Source organism: Methylobacterium sp. AC315 (assembly GCF_979253755.1).
In genome coordinates this window covers 23380-39741 of the sequence record NZ_CEEDEA010000011.1, presented here as the reverse complement: position 1 = coordinate 39741, position 16362 = coordinate 23380, and the positions used below count along the sequence as shown (strand labels likewise).

15 protein-coding genes are annotated in these 16362 nt (G+C 70.9%); 11 read left to right on the top strand and 4 right to left on the bottom strand.

Annotated features, from left to right (window positions below):
• The first annotated feature begins 17 nt into the window (after positions 1 to 17).
• Positions 18 to 1361 (top strand): phosphoglucosamine mutase, encoded by a 1344-nt coding sequence (gene glmM, locus AC0IY0_RS18370; RefSeq protein WP_147910786.1) that lies wholly within the window; start codon positions 18 to 20, stop codon positions 1359 to 1361.
• A gap of 48 nt (positions 1362 to 1409) precedes the next feature.
• Here glmM and AC0IY0_RS18365 read toward each other — a convergent pair whose 3' ends face one another.
• On the bottom strand, positions 1410 to 1742 hold the full coding sequence (locus AC0IY0_RS18365; RefSeq protein WP_147910785.1) for an MmcQ/YjbR family DNA-binding protein: 333 nt from the start codon (positions 1740 to 1742) through the stop codon (positions 1410 to 1412).
• A 225-nt stretch (positions 1743 to 1967) separates the two neighbouring features.
• Here AC0IY0_RS18365 and AC0IY0_RS18360 point away from each other — a divergent pair, with 225 nt between their 5' ends.
• From AC0IY0_RS18360 to AC0IY0_RS18350, 3 genes are all read left to right on the top strand, one after another.
• Positions 1968 to 2960, top strand: coding sequence for an outer membrane protein (locus AC0IY0_RS18360; RefSeq protein WP_419828715.1), 993 nt, complete (start codon positions 1968 to 1970; stop codon positions 2958 to 2960).
• A gap of 250 nt (positions 2961 to 3210) precedes the next feature.
• The gene (locus AC0IY0_RS18355; protein WP_471764924.1) at positions 3211 to 4155 is read left to right on the top strand and encodes an outer membrane protein; all 945 of its coding nucleotides are present in this window, start codon (positions 3211 to 3213) and stop codon (positions 4153 to 4155) included.
• A 73-nt stretch (positions 4156 to 4228) separates the two neighbouring features.
• Positions 4229 to 4444 (top strand): hypothetical protein, encoded by a 216-nt coding sequence (locus AC0IY0_RS18350; RefSeq protein ID WP_471764922.1) that lies wholly within the window; start codon positions 4229 to 4231, stop codon positions 4442 to 4444.
• Positions 4445 to 4451: 7 nt separating this feature from the next.
• On the opposite strand, the gene AC0IY0_RS18345 is transcribed toward AC0IY0_RS18350, so the two are convergent.
• Positions 4452 to 5000 carry an HNH endonuclease gene (locus tag AC0IY0_RS18345; RefSeq protein WP_007563401.1) on the bottom strand — a complete coding sequence of 183 codons (549 nt, stop codon included), beginning with the start codon at positions 4998 to 5000 and terminating at the stop codon, positions 4452 to 4454.
• 662 nt (positions 5001 to 5662) lie between these two features.
• On the opposite strand from AC0IY0_RS18345, the gene AC0IY0_RS18340 reads away from it, so the two are divergent.
• A complete protein-coding gene (locus AC0IY0_RS18340) occupies positions 5663 to 8371 on the top strand; it encodes a DUF3772 domain-containing protein (RefSeq protein WP_461230278.1) in 2709 nt (902 codons plus the stop codon).
• 101 nt (positions 8372 to 8472) lie between these two features.
• Positions 8473 to 8988: a CAP domain-containing protein gene (locus tag AC0IY0_RS18335; RefSeq protein WP_471764921.1), complete on the top strand. Its 516-nt coding sequence runs from the start codon at positions 8473 to 8475 to the stop codon at positions 8986 to 8988.
• Positions 8989 to 9087: 99 nt separating this feature from the next.
• Here the strand turns inward: AC0IY0_RS18335 and AC0IY0_RS18330 are convergent, their stop codons facing one another.
• Both AC0IY0_RS18330 and AC0IY0_RS18325 read right to left on the bottom strand, forming a co-directional pair.
• Positions 9088 to 9591: a MotA/TolQ/ExbB proton channel family protein gene (locus AC0IY0_RS18330; RefSeq protein WP_471764920.1), complete on the bottom strand. Its 504-nt coding sequence runs from the start codon at positions 9589 to 9591 to the stop codon at positions 9088 to 9090.
• Positions 9592 to 9613: 22 nt separating this feature from the next.
• Positions 9614 to 9853, bottom strand: a complete 240-nt coding sequence (locus AC0IY0_RS18325) for a MotA/TolQ/ExbB proton channel family protein (RefSeq protein WP_246692105.1) — start codon at positions 9851 to 9853, stop codon at positions 9614 to 9616.
• A 274-nt stretch (positions 9854 to 10127) separates the two neighbouring features.
• Here AC0IY0_RS18325 and AC0IY0_RS18320 point away from each other — a divergent pair, with 274 nt between their 5' ends.
• The 5 genes from AC0IY0_RS18320 to AC0IY0_RS18300 all read left to right on the top strand — a co-directional run bounded on the left by AC0IY0_RS18320 (position 10128) and on the right by AC0IY0_RS18300 (position 16150).
• Positions 10128 to 11912, top strand: coding sequence for a glucan ABC transporter ATP-binding protein/ permease (locus tag AC0IY0_RS18320; RefSeq protein ID WP_147910182.1), 1785 nt, complete (start codon positions 10128 to 10130; stop codon positions 11910 to 11912).
• 148 nt (positions 11913 to 12060) lie between these two features.
• Positions 12061 to 12777, top strand: coding sequence for a DNA polymerase III subunit epsilon (gene dnaQ / locus AC0IY0_RS18315; RefSeq protein WP_147910181.1), 717 nt, complete (start codon positions 12061 to 12063; stop codon positions 12775 to 12777).
• A 136-nt stretch (positions 12778 to 12913) separates the two neighbouring features.
• Positions 12914 to 14212, top strand: coding sequence for an extracellular catalytic domain type 1 short-chain-length polyhydroxyalkanoate depolymerase (locus tag AC0IY0_RS18310; RefSeq protein WP_471764977.1), 1299 nt, complete (start codon positions 12914 to 12916; stop codon positions 14210 to 14212).
• 195 nt (positions 14213 to 14407) lie between these two features.
• A complete protein-coding gene (locus tag AC0IY0_RS18305; RefSeq protein WP_147910180.1) occupies positions 14408 to 15289 on the top strand; it encodes a TIGR01459 family HAD-type hydrolase in 882 nt (293 codons plus the stop codon).
• Between the two features lie 36 nt (positions 15290 to 15325).
• Entirely contained in the window at positions 15326 to 16150 is an 825-nt protein-coding gene (locus AC0IY0_RS18300) for a 2-keto-4-pentenoate hydratase (protein WP_147910179.1), read from the top strand.
• Positions 16151 to 16362: the final 212 nt, after the last annotated feature.

Genomic DNA, 16362 nt, shown 5'->3' with positions numbered 1-16362 from the left:
CGGCACCGGAGATCGTGATGGCGCGCAAGTATTTCGGAACCGACGGCATCCGGGGCCGGGCCAACGGGGTGATCACCCCGGAACTCGCCCTGAAGGTCGGCCAGGCGGCGGGTCTGGTGTTCCAGCGCGGCGACCACCGCCACCGGGTGGTGATCGGCAAGGACACCCGCCTGTCGGGCTACATGATCGAGACCGCCCTGGTGGCGGGCTTCACCTCGGTCGGCATGGACGTGCTGCTGCTCGGCCCGGTGCCGACCCCCGCGGTGGCGATGCTGACCCGCTCGATGCGGGCCGATATCGGGGTGATGATCTCGGCCTCGCACAACGCCTTCGAGGATAACGGCATCAAGCTGTTCGGGCCCGACGGGTTCAAGCTCAACGACGCGATCGAGCGTGAGATCGAGGAGCTGATCGACGCCGAGCTGCACACCAAGCTGGCCGGCTCCGCCGACCTCGGCCGGGCGAAGCGGATCGAGAGTGTGCACGCCCGCTACATCGAGTTCGCCAAGCGCACCCTGCCCCGGCACGTGACCCTCGACGGCCTGCGGGTGGTGGTCGATTGCGCCAACGGCGCCGCCTACCGGGTCGCTCCCGAGACCCTGTGGGAGCTCGGCGCCGAGGTGATCGCCATCGGCACCGAGCCGGACGGGTTCAACATCAACCGGGATGTCGGCTCCACCGCCCCGGCCGCCCTGGTCGCCAAGGTGCGCGAGCGCCGGGCCGATATCGGCATCGCGCTGGACGGCGACGCCGACCGGGTGCTGATCGTCGACGAGAAGGGCCACGTGGTCGACGGCGACCAGCTGATGGCGGTGGTCGCGCGCTCCTGGCAGGAGGACGAGCGGCTCACCCAGCCGGGGCTGGTGGCCACCATCATGTCCAATCTCGGCCTGGAGCGCTTTCTCGGCGGCCTCGGCCTGTCGCTGGCCCGCACCGCGGTCGGCGACCGCTACGTGCTCGAGCACATGCGCGAGCACGGCTACAACCTCGGCGGCGAGCAATCCGGCCACATCATCATGTCGGACTACACCACCACGGGTGACGGCCTGGTGGCGGCCCTGCAGATCCTGAGCGTGGTCCAGCGCCAGGGCCGGCCGGTGAGCGAGGTCTGCCACTGCTTCGACCCGCTGCCGCAGATCCTCAAGAACGTACGCTACCGGGCCGGCGAGCCGCTCAGCCAGGACAGCGTGGTCAGCGCCATCGCCCAGGCCCGCGCCCGGCTGGGCAATGGCGGCCGCCTGGTCATCCGCCCCTCCGGCACCGAGCCGGTGATCCGCGTGATGGCCGAGGGCGACGACCGCGGCCTCGTCAACGAGGTGGTCGACGAGGTGGTCGAGGCCGTCACCAAAGTCGCAGCCTGAGGTCGGGGGTCCCGAGGGGCCCGCGGCCCTTCGGCGGGGCTTTCGCGCTCACGCATATGCGGCGCGCAGCAAAGCGGGCGCGGTGGTCCGCCAGGCCGCCAGCAGGGCGGCGCGCAGGGTCTCCTCCTCGCACGGGTCGAGGTCGAGATTGGTCCAGCCGCGCCGGCCCCAGGCGCCGTCCAGGGGCGTGAACAGGTCCGGCTCGGCCTCGCACAACGCGGCCTGGTCGGCCGGGGCCAAGCGCAGCACCACCCGGTCCTCCTCCACCCACAGGGTCGCGAAGACCCGGCCGCCGACCCGGAAATCCGGGTTGCCGCGGTGGGCGCCCGCCACCGTCTCCGGCAGCATCAGCGCCAGGATGCGCACGTCCTCGGGCAACACCGGCTCAGCCCGATCCGCCGGCGGGCGTCGTCGTCCTGACGGTGCGGGATGGTGCGGGCAAGACTAGCAAATCCTTCCCTGGGGTGCAGGTTTGCGGACCGTAAGCAGCCGGCAAGGCTAACATTTAACGTTAAGCCGGATTTAAGACGTTCGATCCATCCTTCGCCTCGTCAACAGAGCCGGCATGCCAAGCCTCCGGCACACGAGTCTAGTGAAGGAATCTCCATGGCCCGCTCCAAGCTGAACGCTTTGGTGCGCAGCCTGACGCTCGCGGCGAGCGTCGGCGCGCCCTGCCTGGCCGCTGCCGCGGACCTGTTGCCCCCGCCTCCGCCGCCGCCCCCTCCGCCCCCGATCGAGGTCGGCGGCGGCTGGTACCTGCGCGGCGACGTCGGCGCGAGCGTCTACACGCGGCCGCGATACAGCGAGGCCTACGATTACACCGGCTATCCGGATGCCAACCGCTCGTTCGGCAACGAGATCGGCGGCGGCGGGTTCGCGGGCGTCGGCGTCGGCTATCAGTTCACCCCGTTCCTGCGCGGCGACGTGACCGGCGAGTATCGTTACTCCACCGGCCTGCGCGGCAGCGAGTATTACAAGGGCCCCGAGTTCGACAACGGCCTCGGCTCCTACGGGGTCAACAAGTCGTCCAGCAACTTCGATTCCGCGGTGGTGCTGGCCAACGCGTATTTCGACCTCGGCACGTGGTACGGCATCACGCCGTTCATCGGCGGCGGTGTCGGCTACGCCTTCAACCACGTCTCGGGCTACTCGACGAACCAGCAGTTCACCAGCCCGACCTACGCCTACGATTACGGCAACCCGATCTACGACTGCAAGTGCGGGCAGGCGTACTACAACTACGCGCCAGTCTACGACAGCAACGGCAATCCGGTATACAACACCAACAGCGGCAGTAAGTTCTACAAGAGCAAGACCAGCGGCAGCTTCGCCTGGGCGCTGCATGCCGGTCTCGCCTATGACGTCAGCGACGCCCTGAAGATCGAGGTGGCGTACCGCTACCTCAACCTCGGCAAGGCCGAGACCGGCCCGGGCTTCGTGCCGTGCTGCACCGGCAGCCTGCAGGCGATCAAGGTGAAGGACATTGAGGCGCACGACGTGAAGATCGGCCTGCGCTATTACCTCGGCGGCCTCGTCGCGGCGCCCCTGCCGCCGCTGATGCCGGAGCCGATCCCCGGACCGCTGGTCCGCAAGTACTGATTTTTTTCTCAACGCTCTGACGGCCGACGGCGCGGATGTCCTCCGCGCCGTTTTTCGTTTTGCGACCGGGCTGCGGCGGAACGGGAGGAGTGGGAGACCAGAATCGGGCTGCCGGATAGTTTGATCCAAGTCGCAATGATCGAAACGGGACGCGCGAAGAGCTCTGAAATAACGGACGCTTAAGGTTACCCAACTATCTCTGCATCGAGGCCCGATCTGCCGTCCGTCTCGCAGTTCCAGGACGATCCCGATGCGCACCGTCACCCTGCCGCTGCTGGCGATCCTCGGCCTCTGCGGCGCGAGCACCGCCCGGGCCGCCGACCTGGATTACGATTACCTGCGCGGCGCCGATTACGATCCGGCCCCGGCTCCGGTGCTCGACTGGAGCGGCGTGTATGTCGGCGGCCATGGCGGGTATACGTCGGGCGGCCTGGCGCAGCGCGATGCCCTGCAATCGACCCTCGCGCAAGACCTCAGCTACAGCGCGGTCGAGAGCGAGTTCGGCGTCTCGAAGTTTCTGTCGCTGCCCGGGACCCGCGTGAAGAGCGCCAGCTTCGGTGCGTTTGCCGGCTACAACATCCAGTTCGACGAGATCGTCCTGGGTATCGAGGCCGACTACACGCACGCGGACATGAACAGCTGGTCGACCAACGGCATCAGCCGGATCATGACGACGGCCGCGGGCAATTCCGAATCGGTCAATCTCTCGGGTACGTCGAACACGCGGATCGACGATTACGGCAGCATCCGCGCCCGGGCCGGCTACGCCTTCGGCAACCTGCTGCCCTACGTGACCGGAGGCCTCGCGGTCGGCCGGGTGACGATCAACGACACCGTCGCGGTCCAGAATTACGGCTACGGCGCTACGACCTATGCGGCCAACCAAGCCCTGACCACGGGCCTGCCGGCGGCCGTCTACAATCACGGCTATGCCAGCTTCAACCAAAACTTCCCGCTGAACCGGTCGACCCCGGCCGGACAGGGCGCCCAGACCATTCCGTACGGCCCGAGCACGCTGGTGGCCAACGCCAAGACCAAGACGATCGGCGGCGTCGCCCTGGGATTCGGTCTCGAATACGCGATCACGCCCAACATCCTGCTGCGGGGCGAGTACCAGTACGTGCTGTTCCAGAGCTTCAACGGGCACCGTGCCGAGCTGAACACCATCCGTGGCGGCGCGGCCCTCAAGTTCTGATCGCCCCGATGCCGGCCGGAGACCGACCATGACAGCGCCCTGCTCCGCCCGACGGCCGACACGCGCGCGGGCCATGCTCGCGACCATCCTGCTCGCCGCCCTCGCTCCCGCCCCGGCCTCCGCCTGTCCCGAGGATCGCGGCTTCGATCCGCCCCGCCTCCGGCGCGTCGTCCGCGTGCGGCCCGACCTGGCGGCCGTGCCGCCGCCCGTGATCGTCCGGGGCTACCTGCCCCGCAACCACAACGTCCCGATGTACAACGAGCCGCCCCGCCGCGGGCCGGCTTGGTGAATCAGTCTCAGCTCTCCAGTTCGCTGTCCCAGTACAGGTAGTCGAGCCAGGTGTGGTGATACTGGCGGTGGTCGAACTCGGGCTGCCGGTGGTGCAGCTCGTAGCGGGTCGGCCGGCGCGGCTCGGTGGCGAGCGGCATGTCGGCCTCCTGCGGGGTGCGGTTGGCCTTGCGCAGGTTGCAGGGCGAGCAGGCCGCCACCACGTTCTCCCAGCTCGACAGGCCGCCCCGGGAGCGCGGCACCACGTGGTCGAAGGTCAGGCCGCCCGAGGGCAGCCGCAACCCGCAATACTGACAGCTGAAGCCGTCACGCAGGTAGATGTTGTAGCGGGTGAAGGCGGGGCTGCGGGCCAGCGTGACGTAGTTCTTCAGCGCCACCACGCTCGGCACCCGCAGCGCCCGCGAGGGCGAGCGCGCCTCGACGTCGTAGCTCGCCACCAAGGTGACGCGATCGAGGAACAGGGCCGTGAAGGCGTCCTTCCACGACCAGAGCGAGAGCGGATTGTACGAGAGCGGCCGATAATCCGCGTTCAGGACGAGGGTTTGGAGATCCATCATCGGCGCGACTCTTCAGACTATCTCTGACGCGTGTAACGCGCGGGAACGCGCCGTCGCCCCACCGGCCCGTCCGACGCAGCCGGGGGCCGGTGCAGGACGGGCCGGCGGACGGGGCGTCGGCTCGGCGGGAGAGGCGGAAGGAGCAACAGGGCGGCGGGCCGGCGCGCGAAGGCGCCAGTCGGTGCGGTAGCAACCGGAACGCGGCCGGGCCGGACCGGCTTCGGAGCCGGCCGAACCCTTTCGCGTGACGACGAAAAGGCCCTGTCCATAAGGTGTTCATCTAATCCCACCGTGACACCCTTGTGAAGCTTTTCCCGCAGGGTCCCGGGGACGCACCCACAGCAGGCCCCGAAGGTTGCCCTGACGCTTGCCCCGGAGCTTGCCGCGGGGAAGGCCGATCGGCCCGAGGGTGGGCAGGGGCACGGTTTGGCCCTATTGCTCGCCCACAGCGCTCGGCCGCGTGAGTCGGGCCCGGCCGCGCCGCCGGCGGTCCCGATTCGCGCGGCTTCGATATCCCGTGCTCGCCGACGCCGAACCGATGTCCCCTCCGGCGGCGGGCGCTCCAAGAGGCCCGCAGGCGGCCCGCGCGGTTCCCGACGACCGCCGGTCCGCCGATGCCGGGCCCCGAACGCGCGCCTGCCGCGCCCGACGAGAGGTAGCCCATGATCCGCACGCTGGTGCGCTCCCGGAAGCCGAACGCCGCGCCGCGCGCCCCCGTCGTGCTGGCCGTCCTGGCCGCGCTGATGCTGGGGATCCCGGCGGCCGTGCCGCCGGCCTCGGCGCAGGGCGGGAGCCCGGCCGGACAGGCCGCGGAGGGCAAGCCTGCCGATGCCAAGCCTTCTGATGCCAAGCCTTCTGATGCCAAATCTTCCGACGCCAAAGGGGCTGACGGGAAGCCGGCCGCGCCGAAGCCCGCCGCGCCCCAGCCCGAGATGTCCGAGCCGCTCAAGGCGGTCCGGGCCCAGCTCGACGCCGCCAAGGCCGAGCTCGAGGCCCGCGAGAAGCAGCTCGGGCATCCCGACCTGACCCCGACGGACCTGGCGTCGATTCGCGACAGCGCCGCCACCGTCACGGAGGAGATCCGCGCGCTGATCACCCGGCTCGACACGCCGCTCGAGGCGGCGCGCGAGCGGCTGACCCAGCTCGGCCCGAAGCCCAAGGACACCCAGGAGAGCCCCGACGTCGCCGAGCAGCGGGTGGAGCGCGACGCCGCCGTCGCCCGCATCGACGAGACCCAGCGCCTCGCCCGCTCCCTGCAGGTGCAGGGCGACCAGATCATCGACCGGGTTTCGAACCGCCGCCGCGAATCGTTCACCCGCGACCTGTTCCAGCGCTCGCAGCCCCTGGTCGGGCCGGGCCTTTGGACCAAGGTCATGGCCGACGTGCCGCGGGATACCCGCTCCCTGCAGAGCGCCGTGTCGGATATCGGGCTGCTGTTCTCCCGCAACGGCAGCATCGGCAACCTGCTGTTCCTGGGGCTCGCCTTCGGGATCTCGATCGCGCTGTATTTCGGGCGGCGCAACATCGCCCCCCGGGCCGCCCGGCGGGATGCCGCCACCGCCGAGCCGTCGCGGCGCGCGACCCTGCTGGCCGCCTGGCGGGTGATCCTGCTCGGCACCGTGCCGGCGGTGGCGGGCTCCTACGCGGTCTACTACGCGCTCGACGCCACCAACCTGCTGCCCTCCCGGCTGCTTCCGGTGGCCGCCGCGATCCTGGGCGGCCTCGCCTTCATCGCCTTCGTGGAGGCCCTGTGCGACGGGCTGCTCAGCCCCGACAAGCCGGCCTGGCGCCCCGCCCCGGTCGGCGACGCGGCGGCCACCCGGCTGACCCGGCTGGCGGTCGGCATCGCCACGGTGCTCACCGTGGTGAAATCCGTGGAGGCCTTGAATTCCGGGATCTCGGCGGCCCTGCCGATCTCGATCGCGACCCGGGGCCTCGGCGCCGTGGCCACGGCGCTGATCCTGGCGGTCGGCCTGCACCGGTTCGCCGACACCGATCAGGAGGAGGAGGCCTGCTTCGGCCCCTACGTGCCGACCAAGACCACCACGGGCATCGGCGGCCCGGCCCGGCTGCTCGGCTGGGCCGCCGTGGGGCTGATCGGGCTCGGCGCGCTGGTGGGCTACGTCGCCTTCGCAGCCTTCCTGATCGATCAGCTGATCTGGGCCGCGAGCGTCTTGGTCCTGCTCTACCTGCTGGTCCAGAGCGTCGACACGTTCATCGGCCGCGCGCTCACCGACGAGACCCGGCTGGCCACCACGCTCCAGGCCAATACCGGCCTGCGCAAGCGCTCGCTGAACCAGATCTCGGTGCTGGCGACCGGGGCCGCCCGGGTGGTGCTGATCCTGGTGGCGGCGCTGCTGGTGCTGGCGCCCTGGGGGCTCGATTCCACCGACATCGTCTCGTCGATCCGGCAGGCCTTCTTCGGCTTCAAGGTCGGCGACGTCACGATCTCGCTCTCGAGCATCGCGTTCGGCATCGGCATCCTGGTGCTCGGCGTGTTCGTCACCCGGGCGGTGCAGCGCTGGCTCGAACTGACCTACCTGCCGGCCACCGACCTGGACGCCGGCCTGCGCAACTCGATCACCACGATCGCGGGCTATTGCGGCTTCCTGCTCGCCCTGGCGCTCGCCTTCTCGTATCTGGGCCTGAGCCTGGAGAAGCTCACCATCGTGGCCGGCGCCCTGTCGGTCGGTATCGGTTTCGGCCTGCAATCGATCGTCAACAACTTCGTCTCCGGCCTGCTGCTGCTCTGGGAGCGCCCGATCCGGGTCGGCGACCAGGTGGTGATCGGCGATTCGGAGGGCATCGTGAAGCGCATCTCGGTGCGCTCCACCGAGATCCAGACCTTCGACCGCTCGTCCGTGATCGTACCGAACTCGAACCTGATCTCCGGGGTGGTCAAGAACCGGGTGCGCGGCGACCGCTCCGGCCGGGTCAGCATCACGGTCAGCGTCCTGCGCAACCAGGATCCGGTGCGGGCCGCCGAGATGATCGTCGGCTGCGCGCAGGGCCATGCCGACGTGCTGAAGGACCCGGCGCCCCGGGTGGTGTTCAAGAAGATCGGCGACCCGTTCCTGGAATTCGAGCTGCTGGTCTGGATCGTCGATGTCAGCCTCGGCCAGAAGGTCCAGACCGACCTGAACTACGCGGTGTTCGCGACCCTCTCGGGGGCGGGCTTCATCCCACCGCTCGGCCCCGGCGCCAGCATCGTGACCGTGCAGGGCTTCGAGGCGATGCAGGCCGCCATGGGCGAGATCGCGAGCCGGTTCGGGCAGGGTGCGTCAGTCTCCGACCCTCAAGAGGCGAAGGAGGCCGGGGCATTGCCGGCCCAACAGCAGCGCGACCGTGGGCTCCGCAGCGCCGGAGGCTGAGGACGGGCGGCCCGGGCGGCGGAGCCGGTCGCGCAATCGCCCCGCGCTCCCTATATCGCTCGGGCGTCCAAGCCGGATGCGCAGAGCATGGACCTTCGAACGTGGGCGGACGCAACCTGAGACGCGGCTTCCGGGCGGCGGCCTGTATCCCGGCGCTGGCGCTGGCGCTGCTCGGTGCCTGTGCCGCCCAGGTGCCGACCACGACGGCGCTGCCGAGCATCTACCTGCCGCTGGCCAGCCAGACCGCCCATGTCGACACCGACGCCGCCCGGGACATGATCTCGTCCTATCGCCGCAACCGCGGCGCCGGCCCGCTGACGGTGGATCCCGAACTGCAGCGGCTGGCCGAGGCGGAGGTGGCCGCCATGGCGCTCGCCGACCGGCCGAGCCGGGCGCAGACCGTGAAGTCCGCGGTCGGACGGCTCGGCTTCTCCGACGTGAACGCCAACCTGTCGGCCGGCTACCACACCCTGGCCGAAGCCTTCTCGGGCTGGCGCGAGAGCCCCCCGCACGACGCCACCATGCTCGACCCCCGGGCGACCCGGATGGGGATCGCCACCGCGTACGCGCCGGGCTCGAAGTACAAGGTCTACTGGGCGCTGCTCACCGCCAAGTAGGACGCGACACCAGCGGAAAGACGGTTTCGAAGGGCTCTGCCCTGCACCCGCAAGAGGGCGCGGACCTCTCGAAACCCAGACCGCCGGCGGTGGGTCGCTCTACGGCAGTCCCTTCACGTTCGGCACCGGCGGCGCCTCCGTCAGCAGCGTCACGGTCACCCGCCGGTTGGCCGCCAGGTCGGGGATGTCGGGGATGCCGTCGATGATCAGCGAGCGCGAGACGTCCGCCTCCTCGAGCTTCACGGGCAGCTTGTCGGCGAGCGGCAGGGTGATTAGGTTGGCGATCCCGGCGCCGTAGAGCGTGGCCAGCGGCGCGGTCGCCATGGCGGGCCCGAGCTTCGAGGGGGCGGACATGTTGGCGAACATCGCCACCGGGCCGAGGATCGGGCCGATCAGGCCCCAGGCCGGGGCGCAGTCGCCGTAGGCCCGGCAGACCTTCGAGCCCTCATCGGGATGCGTGAGGACGTTGTCGCGGTCGCGCTCCATCGTGTCGCGGATGAAGTCCCGGTCGTAGCCGTCGGCGATGCCGCGCGCGCCCTGGGCGAGGAACGGGTCGGAGATCTCCATGTTCTCCAGCGCCATCGGGCCGGACTCGCGGACCACGTCGGCGATCTTGGTGATCTCCTCAGATCGGCGCCTGCGGCATCACCGAGCGCATCACGAAGGCGTAGCGCAGGCCCATCGGCAGGCCGTGCACGATCACCGGGAACGGGACGCGGATCATCGTGGCCGCGGTGGCGCCCCCGAACACCACCCCCGCCGCGTACTCCGACGCGGAGGCACCGAAATGGCCGCCGTCGAGGAGGATCAGCCCGACCACGACGCCGAGGCTTGAGAGGAGGCCGAGTGCGGTTGCGCGATCCACGGCCCTGGGCGCCCGATGCAAATCGTCAACGAGTCGCCCCCGCTGTGGCTTGCGGCCGGGTTATTCGCAGCGTTAGGAAATCTTGCTGAACGAACCGTAAAGGCGGACGCTTCGACCCTGTATAGGGCCGTCATCGCCCGTTCAGGCGGGCCCGGGCATAAGCCGTGTCGTGCGAGGGGTTTGGCGGCGGAATCGGCGGTGGCCGCCCGTCGCACGGACCTTAAGAAGTGGCGCGAGACCCGGATACACGGGCCGCGCCGGGGGTGGCGGAGCGGTGGCGATGGTTCGTCTGTACGGGCGGGTCCTGGGTTTCCTGAAGGCGGATCGGCGGCTGGCCATCGGCTTGGCGGCCACCAACGTCGTGCTGGCGGTGGCGGCCTTCGCCGAACCGCTGCTGATGGGCCGGATCATCGATCAGCTGACCCACCTCAAGCGCGGCGGCAACGCCATGGCCACGATGCTGCCCCTGCTGGCGGCCTGGGTGGCGTTCGGCTTCTTCACCATCGCGGCGGGCGTGTTCATCGCGCTCCACGCCGACCGGCTGGCCCACCGCAACCGCCTGTCCTCGATGGCGAGTTACTTCGAGCACGTCCTCGACCTGCCGCTGGCCTTCCACTCGGCCAACCATTCCGGCCGGGTCCTGAAGGCGATGCTGGAGGGCACCAACGGCATGGCCTGGCTGTGGCTCGGCTTCTTCCGCGACCACCTCGTCGCCCTGGTCTCGCTGGTCGTGCTCCTGCCGATGACCCTGTTCATCAACTGGCAGCTCGGCTCGATCCTGGTGGTGCTGGTGGTGGCCTTCACGGCGCTGACCACCTTCGTGATGCGCCGGACCGAGACGCTCCAGGGCCAGGTCGAGGAATTCAATTCCGGCCTCGCCGCCCACGCCTCGGACGCGCTGGGCAACGTCGCGGTGATCCAGTCCTTCACCCGCGCCAAGGCCGAGAAGGACGCGATGCGCGGCATCATCACCAACCTGCTCGCCGCGCAGATCCCGGTCTTGTCCTGGTGGGCGCTCGCCAACGTGGCGACCCGCGCCTCGGCGACCATCACCATGACGGCGATCTTCGTCACCGGCATCTGGCTGTACCAGGCCGGCACCACCACGGTGGGCGAGGTCGTGGCCTTCATGAGCCTGGCCACCGCCTTCGTGGCGCGGCTCGACCATGTGGTCGGCTTCGTTAACGGATTGTTCCAGCAGGCGCCCAAGATCGCCGAGTTCTTCGAAATCTACGACACCGTGCCGGCCGTGGCCGACCGTCCCCATGCCCGACAGGTCGCCCGCTTCGAGGGCGAGGTCACCTTCGACGACGTCGCCTTCTCGTATGACGGCCGGCGCAAGGCGCTGGACGGCGTCTCGTTCTCGGCCCGCCCGGGCGAGACCGTGGCGCTGGTCGGCACCACCGGCTCGGGCAAGTCGACGACGCTGGGCCTCCTGCACCGCAGCTTCGATCCGTCCTCCGGGGCGATCCGCATCGACGGCCTCGACGTGCGCGACATCGGCCTGTCGTCCCTGCGCCACAACATCGGCGTGGTGTTCCAGGAGCCGATGCTGTTCGCCCGCTCGATCCGCGAGAACCTGCAGGTCGGCTGCCCCGACGCCACCGATGCCGAGATGCTCGACGCCCTCGAGCGGGCCCAGGCCGGCGCCTTCATGGCGCGCCAGCAGGACGGGCTCGACACGGTGATCGGCGAGCGCGGCCGGTCGCTCTCCGGGGGCGAGCGCCAGCGGCTCTCGATCGCCCGGGCGCTCCTGAAGAACCCGCCGATCCTGATCCTCGACGAGGCGACCTCGGCGCTGGACGCCGCCACCGAGCGCAAGCTCCAGGGCGCCCTGGAGGCCGTCATGGAGGGGCGCACCACCTTCGTGATCGCCCACCGGCTCGCCACGATCCGGGACGCCGACCGCATCCTGGTCTTCCACGAGGGCCGGATCGTCGAGGCCGGCACGTTCGACGCGCTGGTCGCCCAGAACGGCCGCTTCGCCGAACTCGCCCGGGCCCAGTTCATGGCGGCCGAGGCCGACGAGGACGAGGGGCGGCTGGCCCTGGCGGCCTGAGGCGCTCGCCGCCAGGCACACGGGCGCCGGTCCGCCGGCGTCCAAGGAAGTGTCAACCTTTCGGGCGACAGAGTTCTCCGCAAGCGGTCACCCGCCCCGGAGCCCCATCGCCGATCGGGCGCGTGATCCTGACCCCTGAGTCGCAAAAATGCTGCGTGAGATCGTCCTCGACACCGAGACCACCGGCACCGAGGCGCGGAACGGCGACCGGCTGATCGAGATCGGCGCGCTCGAGCTGTTCAACCACATCCCCACGGGCCGGACCTTCCACCGCTACTGCAACCCGCAGCGGGCGGTCTCCGAGGGGGCGTTCAACGTCCACGGGCTGTCGGACGCGTTCCTGTCGGACAAGCCGCTCTTCGCCGACATCGTCGGCGAGCTGCAGGCCTTCCTGGCCGACGGGCGCCTGGTCATCCACAACGCGCCCTTCGACGTCGGCTTCCTCAACATGGAATATGCCCGGCTCGGGGCGAACGCGCCGCCGCCGATTCAGCTGGACGACGTGGTCGACACCCTGCCCATGGCCCGGCGCAAGCACCCGGGCGCGGCCAACAACCTCGACGCCCTGTGCAACCGCTACGGCATCGACACCAGCCGACGCACCAAACACGGGGCGCTCCTCGACGCGCAGATCCTGGCGGAGGTCTATGTCGAGCTGCTCGGCGGCAAGCAGACCAGCCTTGGGCTCCTGGACGCCCAGTCCGGCCCGGCGGTCCGGACCGTCGTCCAGGCGGCTCCGGCGGCCCCTCGGCCATATCGGAGCCGCCTTACGGATGAGGAGCGGGCGCGGCACGACAGCTTCCGCGCGAGCCTCGGTGCGGCACCGATCTGGGCCGAGTATATCGGCGCCGACGACCCGTCCTGACCGGCCTTGCCGCATCGCACATCGGCCTCTATTGCATCGCACCATATGCCGACCCGCGGGCCATCCCGGCCGCGACACGGACGCTGATGTGACCAAGCGCGCACCCATCATGGATCCCTTCGGCAAGCTGAAGGCTATGCAGGACGGTGCCCGCGACCGGGCCACGCATTCGCCCTTCGCCGACATGATCGAGGCCACACGCCTGACCAGCCTGGGCCGCCTGGACGAGGCGACCGCCCTGATCCAGCGCAGCTTCGGCGGCTACGCGGCCCCGCCGCCGCCGGAGACCGCCGAGACCCCGCAGCAGCTCCAGGCGCAGCCCCAGGTGCAACGCCCGGATGCGCCGAGCGCGGCCCCCGGGCATGCCGGGACGGACGCTCCGGCACCGGCGCGGCGCGCGGCGCGCATCGAGCCCGCCCGCAACCCGATCTCCGATCCGGCGCTGCGGGTCCGCAACGCGGTCGGCAAGGTCGTGCGCGGGCTCGCGCCGGTGCTCAAGGGGTTCGGGCAACCGCGGCGCGGACCCGCGCGGCCGCCGGCGCCCGGCAAGCCGGCATCCCGCAAGCCGCCGGCCGAGAGCCGGTTCGTCGGCCTCAGCCACGCCGAGCCGGCCGGCAGCCGCGACTACAAGCTGTTCATCCCGGGGAATCCGGCCGAGCCGGCGCCGCTGATCGTGATGCTGCACGGCTGCATGCAGAACCCGGACGATTTCGCCGCCGGCACCGGCATGAACGTGCTGGCCGAGCGCGCCGGCATCTTCGTCGCCTATCCGGGCCAGAGCCGGCAGGCCCATGTCCAGCGCTGCTGGAACTGGTACGATCCGCGCGACCAGCGCCGGGAATCCGGCGAGGCCGCGATCATCGCGGGGCTCACCCGGGCCGTGATGGCGGCCCACGCGATCGACCCGGCCCGGGTCTACATCGCCGGCATGTCGGCGGGCGGCGCGGCCGCGTTGAACATCGCCCGAGCCTATCCGGACCTCTACGCCGCCGTGGGGGTCCATTCGGGCCTCGCCGCCGGCTGCGCCCGCGACCTCGGCTCTGCGCTGATGGCCATGCAGGTCGGCGCGCCCGGCCTCGGCACCGCGGCGTCGTTCGGGGCGGCCCCGGCCGGGCAGCGCATCCCCACCATCGTGTTCCACGGCGAGGACGACGGCACCGTCAGCGTGCGCAACGCCGACCAGGTGCTGGCCCAGGCCAACGTCGCCGGCCTGACCGCCCGGTCCGAGACCTTCGAGGACCGCGGCCATCCCTTCACCCGCACGCGCTTCCGGGACGAGGCCGGCCGGGTCGTGGTCGAGGATTGGCGGATCCGGGGCGCCGGCCATGCCTGGTCCGGCGGCCGCCCCGAGGGCAGCTACACCGATACCGACGGGCCCGACGCGTCGCGGGCCATGCTCGATTTCTTCACCGAGCAAAAGCTCGGGCCGCGGTAGAACAGCGCCCGACCGCGCTGCAAGCGGGAACGGCTCCCAGGCCTTGGTTCGACGCCCGCGCTCACGCCGGACCGGTCCCCGGTCGGGCGGCGAGCGCTCTAAGCCTTGGGGTCGCGCGAGCCCGGAGGCTTGCAGCGCGCCGCCCTGCACCCGCAAAAGGTCCCGGACCTTTTGAAACCGTGACCGGATCCCTCCATGACCGCACCGATCCCGACCCTCGACGGCCTCGCGCAGGTGGCGGAGCGCTACGACCTGCTCCTCTGCGACGTCTGGGGCGTGCTGCATGACGGCCAGAAGGCCCATGTCCCGGCCGGCGAGGCGCTGATCCGGTACCGCGGCCTGCCGGGCGCGCGGCCGCGCCGGGTGATCCTGGTCTCGAACGCGCCGCGGCCCGGGGACGGCGTCGGCCGGATCCTCGACCGGTTCGGCGTGCCCCGGGAGGCCTACGACGCGATCCTGACCTCGGGGGACCTCACCCGCGGGCTGATCGCCGAGCGCCCGGGCGCCCGGATCCGGCATCTCGGGCCCGAGCGCGACCTCGGCATCTTCCAGGGCCTCGACCTCAGCCTCGTCCCGGAGGTGGAGGCCGACCTGGTGGTCTGCACCGGCCTGTTCGACGACCGCAGCGAGACCGCCGACGATTACCGCGACGAACTCATGCGCCTGGCAGCCCGGGGGCTGACCCTGATCTGCGCCAATCCCGACCTCGTGGTCGAGAGCGGCAACCGGCTGATCCCCTGCGCGGGCCTGCTCGCGGCGGCCTATGCCGAACTCGGCGGCGCCGTGATCTACGCCGGCAAGCCCCACCGCCCGGTCTACGAGGCGGCGCTCGCCAAGGCTGCCGACCTCGCGGGCGCGCCGGTGGACCCGGGCCGCGTGATGGCGATCGGCGACGCGATCCGCACCGACATCGCCGGGGCCTGCGGCTTCGGCATCGCCAGCCTCTTGGTGGCCCGCGGCATCCACGCGGAGGAACTCGGCGTCTCGGCCGAGCACCACCGCCTCGGCGACGTCGCCGAATGGCTCGGGCGCCAGGCCGTCCACCCGGACGCGGTGATCGAACGGCTGGTCTGGTAGCGCATCCCCGCCGGCCGCCATGCTACAGGTCCGGGGATGAGCGATCCCGTCCCCGCCGCCACCCATGCCCGCACCATCCTGGCGGCTCACGAGCATCGCCGCCAGATCCCGCCCCTGAGCGGCTGGGATGCCGGCCTGGACCTGCCCGCCGCCTACCGGGTCGCCGAGGCGGTCCGGTGCCTGCGCGCGGCGCGGGGCGAGCGGCCCGTGGGCCGCAAGATCGGCTTCACCAACACGACGCTCTGGGACGCCTACGGGGTCCGCGCCCCGATCTGGGGCCACGTCTACGACACGACCCTGCGGGCGCGCGCCGACCTGACCGGGCCGGTGCCGCTCGCCGCCCTGGTCGAGCCGCGGATCGAGCCGGAGATCGTGTTCGGGCTGGCCCGGGCGCCCGAGCCCGGCATGGACCCGGCCGCCCTGATCGGGTGCCTCGACTGGGTGGCCCAGGGTTTCGAACTCGTGCAGTCGCTGTTTCCCGGCTGGCGCTTCGCCGCCCCCGACACCGTGGCGGCGTTCGGGCTGCACGGCCTGCTGGTGCTGGGCGAGCGGGTGCCGCTCACCCCGGCTTCGACGCCCGCCTGGATCGATGCGCTGGCGAGTTTCTCGGTCGACCTGCTGTGCGACGGCGCGGTCGCCGACCGGGGCCGCGCCCGCAACGTGCTAGGCGGCGGCCCCCTTTCGGCCCTCGGCCATCTCGTTGATGTTCTGGCTAACGATCCTGCGAGCCCGCCGCTCGCGCCTGGCGAGATCGTCACGACCGGGACGCTCACCGACGCCCTGCCGGTGGCGCCCGGCCAAGTCTGGAGCACCCGGCTCGCGGGGCTCCCGCTGCCGGGCCTCGACCTCGTTCTGGCCTGACGCGCCGACGGGCCCCCCGGAACGCCCGTGATCGCGCGTCTTCGACACAAAGCCGCAGAGTATTCGCGCGAAATCCGTCGCGGGTGCCGCCGGATGGGGTAAGGCGAGATGGGGCGGCCGATCGCGGCACGCGATTCGCCCTGTGCCGCACATCCGCGTTCTCCATCCCGGCCCTTCCGGGAGGTGGGGCGTTGGTGATGATTAGCCGACAT

Excerpts from the sequence above, each read along its gene's own strand:
- AC0IY0_RS18305 (WP_147910180.1), top strand. The coding sequence starts at position 14,408 with ATGACCGCACCGATCCCGACCCTCGACGGCCTCGCGCAGGTGGCGGAG.
- AC0IY0_RS18310 (WP_471764977.1), top strand. The coding sequence starts at position 12,914 with ATGCAGGACGGTGCCCGCGACCGGGCCACGCATTCGCCCTTCGCCGAC.
- AC0IY0_RS18300 (WP_147910179.1), top strand. The coding sequence starts at position 15,326 with ATGAGCGATCCCGTCCCCGCCGCCACCCATGCCCGCACCATCCTGGCG.
- AC0IY0_RS18340 (WP_461230278.1), top strand. The coding sequence starts at position 5,663 with ATGATCCGCACGCTGGTGCGCTCCCGGAAGCCGAACGCCGCGCCGCGC.
- AC0IY0_RS18345 (WP_007563401.1), bottom strand. The coding sequence starts at position 5,000 with ATGATGGATCTCCAAACCCTCGTCCTGAACGCGGATTATCGGCCGCTC.
- dnaQ (WP_147910181.1), top strand. The coding sequence starts at position 12,061 with ATGCTGCGTGAGATCGTCCTCGACACCGAGACCACCGGCACCGAGGCG.
- AC0IY0_RS18350 (WP_471764922.1), top strand. The coding sequence starts at position 4,229 with ATGCTCGCGACCATCCTGCTCGCCGCCCTCGCTCCCGCCCCGGCCTCC.
- glmM (WP_147910786.1), top strand. The coding sequence starts at position 18 with ATGGCGCGCAAGTATTTCGGAACCGACGGCATCCGGGGCCGGGCCAAC.
- AC0IY0_RS18360 (WP_419828715.1), top strand. The coding sequence starts at position 1,968 with ATGGCCCGCTCCAAGCTGAACGCTTTGGTGCGCAGCCTGACGCTCGCG.
- AC0IY0_RS18355 (WP_471764924.1), top strand. The coding sequence starts at position 3,211 with ATGCGCACCGTCACCCTGCCGCTGCTGGCGATCCTCGGCCTCTGCGGC.